Genomic DNA, 7,231 nt, shown 5'->3' with positions numbered 1-7,231 from the left:
GGCCGGCCCCGGCGACGCTGGGGCCGGCGCGCCCTCGCAATGACAACATATCAGCGCCGCTCGGCGCGCAGATTGACTACAATCCCGGCGAGAATGAGGGCCGAGCCAAGCGCCAGCGGCCACGTGACCGTCTCGCCATAGAAGAGTGCGCCGATCAGCGCAATCAGCGGCAGGCGGAGAAAATCGAGCGGCACGACCACGGTGGCATCAGCCAATCGCAATGCGCGTGCCATGCAGTAGTGCGCGGTCAATGCCGAGACCCCCACTGCGAGCACCCACGGCCACCGTTCCGGCGAGGGCAGTGTCCAATCCGGCAATGATGGGATGAGACCGAGCGGAAGTTGGATCAGGGTCATATAGAACAGGATCGCCAGCGGCGTCTCGGTGCTGACCAACTTCTTGGTCAGGGTATGGGCAGTGGCGTAACCAAACGCAGCCAGCAGCACAGCCAAGGCAGCCGGATGCACCAACCCCACGCCGGGGCGCAAGATGACCAGCGTCCCGGCCACCCCCAGCGCCACCGCCGCCAACCGGGCGCGGGTTAACCGTTCGCGTAACAGCAGCGCCGCGAGCAGCGCCGTCCATAGCGGCACGGTAAACTCAATCGCAAAGACCTCGGCAAGCGGGATGAAGGCCAAACCGTAGAACCAGCCATACTGGCCGCCGAAGTGGGCCACATTGCGGGCCAGATGCAACGGCAGGCGGCGAGTGCGCAACTGGGTCGCGCCGCCGTAGCGCAATGCAACCAGCGCAACCAGCGGCAGACCGATCAGGCTACGGAAGAAGAGAATCTGAAACGTGGACAGCTCGGCGGCGAGTTCACGCCCGCCGACGGCCATGGCGCTGAACGAGAGCAACGCGCCGGCCATCCAGAGCGCAGCGCGCAGGGCAGGGCGCAGGTGTTGGACGGAAATGGCTGTCATGTCAATCATTGTAACAGGTTTCCGAACGATTGGAGAGCCGGACGGCTGTCCGGCTCCCACCCCACGCCGCAAAGGCGGCAAAGGCGCGAAGTAGAGCCGGACGGCTGTCCAGCTCCTGCCACGACGGTGCAGACGGCATACGTGCGCTGTTGGTAATCACTGCCGGCAAGTGGTATAATCTGATTATGTTGCCAACCCAGCACCCAACACACCATCATGACTGAATGGCACATTCAACTCTTAGGCGGTTTTGACGTTCGCCGTGACGGTGTCTCGCTGAGCGGAGCGTTTCAAACCGACAGTGCGCGTTTGCTCTTCGCGTGGCTGTGCTTTCACCAACGGCAAGCCGTGCGGCGCGAGACGCTGGCCAATTTGCTCTGGCCGGATCGCCCGCAGAGCGCCGCGCAAAATACGCTGCGCGTCACGCTCAGCCGTATCCGGCAAGCGTTAGGCAATGATCACCACGTACTACGCACCGAACCAGCTACCGTCACCCTCGACCTGCCCAGCTCGTGGCAGGTCGATGCGTTAGATTTCACGCAAGCAGTTGCAGCGGTACGCAACCACTCCCACCGCTCTGCCGCCGGTTGCCCCAGTTGCCAAGCGCATGTGCGCGAAGCCGCTGCACTGTACCGCGGGGCATTTCTGGCCGGCATCACCCCGGAAAGCGAACCGTTCCTTGAATGGTCAACCCATCAAGGTGAAGCGATGCACCGGGCCGCGATCGAGGTCTTCGGCCACCTTGCCGAGCGGGCGCTGCGCGAAGGCGACTGGCCGGCAGCGCAAAGCTATGCCAGCAAACAATTGCATCTCGAACTATGGCACGAAGCGGCCCATCGCCAATTGATGCTGGCGCTGGCCCAGCAGGGGCAACGCACGGCGGCGCTAGCGCACTACCAGACCTGTTGCGAGATGTTGCAGCGCGAGTTCGGGATCGAGCCAGAGGCCGAGACGCAACATCTGGCATCAACGATTCGCGCTGGCCATGTTGCCAACACCATCGCGCCGGCCCTGCCTTCGCAACGCCAAGCCGCTGCGATTGACCAGTTGCCGCTCATCGGGCGGGCAAGCGAAGTGGAGACACTGGCCGGCTGGCTCAATCAACCCAGCATCCAACTGATCAGCGTGGTCGGGGCCGGCGGGATCGGCAAAACCCGGCTGGCAATGCGCGCCGCGCACCTGATGCAGTATGCATTCCGGGATGGGGTGCGGTATATCTTCTTGCACCCTGAAGATGGCACTGTGATAGCCAATGAAGATGCCGCCGAACATGTGGCCCGCGCCATTGCTGCAGCTTGCCACATCGAATTGAATGCTCGCCAGTCCGTGCCGGCGCAAGTCATTACCGCTTTGCAAGTGCGCGCGTACCTATTGGTCTTCGATAGTTTCGAGCACGTCGCCGCTGCGAACCTGTTCGTCAACGAACTGCTGGCAGCCGCACCCGATTGTGTCGCTTTGGTCACAACCCGCCAGCCGCTCCATCTGCGCCGCGAGTATGTGCTTAAGGTCAGACCGCTCTCGACCGCTATCACAGCTGGAGGGCTTAGTCCCAGCGCGCTGATGTTTATCGAACTTGCTGAGCGTAGTGGCCTGACGCTCAGCGGCAGTATGGCGCTGGACGATATTGAACACATTTGCGCCTATCTTGACGGTCTGCCGCTTGGCATCGAACTGGCCGCAGCCTCGCTGCACAATATGAGTTTACCGGCTTTGCGCCAGACGGTCGAGCAGAGCATCAAAACGTTGCGCAACCCGCTGGCCGACACGCCGGCCCGCCATCGCAGCTTGGCTGCCATCTTTGCCTCGACGTGGCAGACGTTGGCGGAACACAGCCGGCAAGCGCTGGCAATGCTGAGCGTTGTGCGAGCGCCATGCCCGATCGAGGCGGCGCAGGCTATGACCGGCGATGCGCCAGTACTCGATGAGTTATTTGATCTGGCGTTAGCCCGCCGGCTTGACGATAGTACCGTGTGGCTCCACGAGCATATCCGCCAGCTCGCCGGCGAGAAGCTGGCCGGCGATTTTGGCCATGAGCTAGCTAACGAAGCTGCTCGCCGCCATGCCCACTGGTTTTTGGGCTGGCTGGCTGGCTCGTACCATGCTATGCAAGGAGCGGAGAGCTTTGCCGTCCGCGAGCGATTGATCGCGAGCTTGAACGATATCGAAGCCGCTTGGCGTTGGGCATTGGCGCATGGCGCGTGGGACTTGGCCAGCGCCGCGGCGCCCGCCTACGAAGATCTCTTTTACCTAAGCGGGCGATTGGTCGATGGGCTAGAGCGGATCCAGCAGAGTCTGGCTTACGTGAGCCACCCCAACCAACCGGCCAGCCAACGGCTACGAGTGCATTTGCTGCTCGCCCAAGCAATATTACAGCGCTATCGCACCAGCGGGCCAGCGATTGAGTCGATGCTCCACGAAGCGGTCGCACTGGCCGAACAGGTGGCTGATCCGCCGTTGCTTGTCCGAGCGCTCTTGCGGCTGGGCATCATCGAGAACGCAGGCAGTTATAAAGAAACCGGTCGGGCAACGCTGGATCGGCTGCGCGCGGTGCTTGACCAGTCCGTTCCGCCTGACTCGATCGACGGCCTCGCGATCGAAAGCACCTACTGGCGTCTGCTGAGTTGGTGTGAACTCCACGCGGGCCACAACGAGCTGGCAAAGGAGTACGCGCAAAAAGCTCTCGATCTCGCCGGCAAAGCCGATCATTACCTGATGTTGGCGCGCTGCAACGAAACCCTCAGCAATGTGGTCAACGCGCAAGGGGATTTCACCGGCTCAGAATATTATCTGCAACAGGCACTCGCGATCTACCAACGCCTCCGCTTGACCTATCACCAAACCAACGTGCTCGACCTGCTGGCACAGAATGCCGATGCGTGCGGTGATTACGGGCAGGCGCAACGCTACTACTGGCAAGAGTTGGCGCTGGCCCGTGAGTGCGGCAACCGGGATGCCGAGTTGGTTGCTCATATCAACCTCGGTATCTCGTATGACCAAATGGGGCACTACGAACGCGCGTTAGCGCACACCCAGATCGCGCTCGCGCTCTGCGACAAAGTGGGCAATCCCAAACATCACACGGTGGTACTAGCCAATTTGAGCCTGCACGCTCACCACAACCAACGCCACGAACTAGCGCTCGACTATGCCCGCGCCGCGACCCAACAGGCTGCACACCTGATCGATCTCCAAGCCTACGGCTACGACTTCCAAGGCCATGCCTTGCTGGCGCTGGGCCGGATCGATGAAGCCGAGCAGGCATATACCCAAGCGAAAGCGCTTCGCCAACGCCTCAACTACCACCCGCTCATCCTTGAGTCGCAGGCCGGCCTGACCCGCGTGGCGTTGGCGCGCAACGATCTGCCCGAAGCCTTGCGCCGGGCAACGCCGATTGTCGAGCATCTGCTCGCCGGCGGCAATCTCTACGGCGCGGAAGAGACGCTGCGGATCTACTGGACGGCTTTTCAGGCGCTGGAAGCCAATCGCGACCCGCGGGCACAGGCTATTCTTGACCTAGGCCGCGCCTTGGTGCAAGAGCGGGCCAACCGGTTGAGCGATCCTGCCAGCCGCGCAATCTATCTGAACGCTGACGTGAACCGGCTGATCATGGCTGCCGGCCAACCAAATTCGTTACGCCAACCAACCGCCGCCTAAGAGCCTGCGCACCCTTGACAAGCAGATAATGCATAGCACAATATTCTTAGCCAGCTTATTCTTTGCCAGCCAATAATAATGGAAGATGATCTGAGCTTCTTGCTCGCCAATCTCTGCAAAGCTTATCGGAACTAGCTCAACATTGCCCTCAGCCAGCACGGGTTGTACGTCGGGTAAGCGATGATCTTGGCGCGTTGTGGGCAGAGGATGGCCAAAGCCAAGCCCGGCTAGCTGCTCGCTTGCGCATCGAGCAGCCGACGGTTAGCGAGATGGTGCGCCGGCTGGCCCGCATCGGTCTCGTGACCCAACGCACCGCTACTGGCGATGCCCGCGCTCGCCACGTCTGGCTGACCGAACGCGGGCACGCGATCGGGCCGGCAGTTGAAGCGGCCTGCCAAGCGGTGGCCCGGCAGGCGTTTGCAGAGTTAACGGCAGCAGAAACCGCAGCGCTGGGTGCCGCAATGCAACGGGTGTATCACAATTTGGCCGATCAGGCGTGAAAAAGATGACCGCGGAGGACGGCGAGAATCGGCATGCTTCTCCGCCCTCTGTGATTAGAGGGTCTATCCCGCATTCCCAGCTCGCTGCCTCACCCGTAGGGAGTTGAGGAGCGAACAGAATATTTGGTCGCGTACAACGGTTGATCGCTGTGCCATGCCTCAACGTTCGACTCTCCGCTCCCCGCTCCCGCGCCGGTGGGAGCGGGACTGGGGGTGAGGACCAGCAGCCCGTGCAGCGGGCTTCGTAGACGTAGCCCGGCCCTTCAGGGCCGGGTTCCGGATCAGGTGGTCTGTCCGTTCCTGAACCAGTGGGAGCGACGCTAGGGGCAAGAGTGAAACGACTCATCGCTAAGCCATCAACTGCATTCTGCGCTCAGGCGTTCCGTTTGCCCATGAACCATAGGGTGCAGGGATCTCAGGTTTTGGATGGTGATTTCCAACCGAGGATATGATGATGAACTGGCTTAACCAACCGCTCGACGTGCGCCGTCTACCGCTCGCCACGCTCATCGGCGCTCTTATCGGCGTGATTGCTAACTTGATCGTCTATTTCGCCGCGCGCGCCGCCGGGTTTGAGTTTCTTGCCCCGGCGCCACCTACCAACGAGCCAATGCCCTTGCCGGCGGTGGCGGTGATTGTTTCAACCGTCATTCCAGCGATTGGCGCAGCCGTTGTCGTAGCGTTGCTCAATCGCTTCACCGCCCGCCCGCTGCGTGTCTTTCTGATAATCGCAGCCGTGGTGCTAATCATTTCATTCGCCGGCCCCTTCACCCTGCCGATCAGCTTGATTGAACAGATGATCCTCAACGTGATGCACATCATCGCTGCGGGAGCGATCATCTGGGCGCTGGTGCGGTTTACGGCAGCAAAATGAGGTTCTTCCTTGAAAATTCGCACTTGACTTGAGGATTTTCAAGGAATACAATCGAGCTATGCTTATCCCGCGACCAGCGATCATTAACCAAATTAAAGGCTGTTCACGATTCATCCGGTTGTGACGCTGTTGGGGCCACGGCAATGCGGCAAGCCAACCGTGGCCCGCATGCTCAGCACTGCACAGGGAGCAACCTATTTCGACCTTGAGCATCCAGTCGATGCGCGGCGCTTGACTGTGCCGCTTACCGTGCTTGAGACGCTTTCCGGTCTCGTCATTATCGATGAAATTCAACGCCAACCGACCTTGTTCGAGTTGCGGCGCGTCCTCGTCGATCGTCCGCACAATCCTGCGCAATTTCTCTTACTTGGCTCAGCCTCGCCTCATCTTGTGCGCGGCGCTTCTGAGACGTTGGCTGGACGGATTGGGTTTGTGGATATGGCTGGCTTCAATCTCACTGAAGCCGGCGTCGATAACCTGTACCAGCTCTGGCTGCGCGGCGGTTTTCCACGCTCGTTTCTCGCCGTAACGTAGCATGCTCTGGCGCAAGGCGTTTATCCGCACGTTCCTCGAACGTGATATTCCCCAATTGGGCATTACTGTTCCAGCCGAGACACTCCGCCGGTTTTGGACGATGGTTGCTCATTGCCACGGTCAGCAGTGGAATGCTGCCGAATTTGCTCGCTCATTAGGTTCGAGCGAAGCGACTGCTCGACGCTACCTCGACATTTTGGCCAGTGCATATATGGTGCGTATCCTGCCGCCTTGGTTTGAACATATAAGCAAACGGCAAGTTAAATCACCTAAGATCTATATTCGTGATAGCGGCATGTTGCATGGTCTGCTGCATTTGACAACATTGGCCGATGTTCAGGGCCATCCTAAACTTGGCGCTTCGTGGGAAGGATTCGCTATCGAACAAATTATCACTCTGCTCCAAGTGCAGGAAGCCTACTTTTGGGCAACGCATTCCGGAGCTGAACTTGATTTGCTTGTTCATATCCGCGGCAAACGCTACGGTTGCGAGATCAAGTTTGCCGATGCTCCCGGTGTGACCCGCTCGATGCGGATTGCCCTGAACGATCTTGCCCTTGATCATCTCTGGGTGATCTATCCCGGCCGCCAAGCATATCCCCTTGATACTCGGATCACGGTGTTGCCGTTGGCCGATGTGCCGCAATTAGCCACGACACTCCGATGATGTGATTCCTCACAAATCCAACCGCAGTTGGCGCGCCGATGCGCGCTCGGTGCGGCGTGGCCGTGGCGGCGGCGCCCGG

General features: G+C 60.3%; 6 protein-coding genes. 5 read left to right on the top strand and 1 reads right to left on the bottom strand.

Features of this window, described 5'->3' with window-relative positions:
* Positions 1 to 50 precede the first annotated feature (50 nt).
* The gene (locus tag U9R81_RS18130; protein WP_322496816.1) at positions 51 to 923 is read right to left on the bottom strand and encodes a DMT family transporter; all 873 of its coding nucleotides are present in this window, start codon (positions 921 to 923) and stop codon (positions 51 to 53) included.
* Between the two features lie 216 nt (positions 924 to 1,139).
* Between U9R81_RS18130 and U9R81_RS18125 the strand changes: the two genes are divergently transcribed.
* The 5 genes from U9R81_RS18125 to U9R81_RS18105 all read left to right on the top strand — a co-directional run bounded on the left by U9R81_RS18125 (position 1,140) and on the right by U9R81_RS18105 (position 7,152).
* Positions 1,140 to 4,577, top strand: a complete 3,438-nt coding sequence (locus tag U9R81_RS18125; RefSeq protein ID WP_322496815.1) for an AfsR/SARP family transcriptional regulator — start codon at positions 1,140 to 1,142, stop codon at positions 4,575 to 4,577.
* 194 nt (positions 4,578 to 4,771) lie between these two features.
* The gene (locus tag U9R81_RS18120) at positions 4,772 to 5,077 is read left to right on the top strand and encodes a MarR family winged helix-turn-helix transcriptional regulator (protein WP_322496814.1); all 306 of its coding nucleotides are present in this window, start codon (positions 4,772 to 4,774) and stop codon (positions 5,075 to 5,077) included.
* 454 nt (positions 5,078 to 5,531) lie between these two features.
* Entirely contained in the window at positions 5,532 to 5,951 is a 420-nt protein-coding gene (locus U9R81_RS18115) for a DUF6069 family protein (RefSeq protein WP_322496813.1), read from the top strand.
* A 168-nt stretch (positions 5,952 to 6,119) separates the two neighbouring features.
* A complete protein-coding gene (locus U9R81_RS18110) occupies positions 6,120 to 6,485 on the top strand; it encodes an AAA family ATPase (protein ID WP_322496812.1) in 366 nt (121 codons plus the stop codon).
* Position 6,486: 1 nt separating this feature from the next.
* Complete coding sequence (locus U9R81_RS18105; protein ID WP_322496811.1) at positions 6,487 to 7,152, top strand: DUF4143 domain-containing protein; 666 nt, start codon at positions 6,487 to 6,489, stop codon at positions 7,150 to 7,152.
* Positions 7,153 to 7,231: the final 79 nt, after the last annotated feature.

Source organism: Chloroflexus sp. (assembly GCF_034435895.1).
In the GTDB taxonomy this organism is placed as follows: domain Bacteria; phylum Chloroflexota; class Chloroflexia; order Chloroflexales; family Chloroflexaceae; genus Chloroflexus.
Note: the sequence above shows the minus strand (reverse complement) of the source record. Positions and strands in the feature narration are given on the sequence as shown.

Excerpts from the sequence above, each read along its gene's own strand:
- U9R81_RS18130 (WP_322496816.1), bottom strand. The coding sequence starts at position 923 with ATGACAGCCATTTCCGTCCAACACCTGCGCCCTGCCCTGCGCGCTGCG.
- U9R81_RS18125 (WP_322496815.1), top strand. The coding sequence starts at position 1,140 with ATGACTGAATGGCACATTCAACTCTTAGGCGGTTTTGACGTTCGCCGT.
- U9R81_RS18115 (WP_322496813.1), top strand. The coding sequence starts at position 5,532 with ATGAACTGGCTTAACCAACCGCTCGACGTGCGCCGTCTACCGCTCGCC.
- U9R81_RS18110 (WP_322496812.1), top strand. The coding sequence starts at position 6,120 with ATGCTCAGCACTGCACAGGGAGCAACCTATTTCGACCTTGAGCATCCA.
- U9R81_RS18105 (WP_322496811.1), top strand. The coding sequence starts at position 6,487 with ATGCTCTGGCGCAAGGCGTTTATCCGCACGTTCCTCGAACGTGATATT.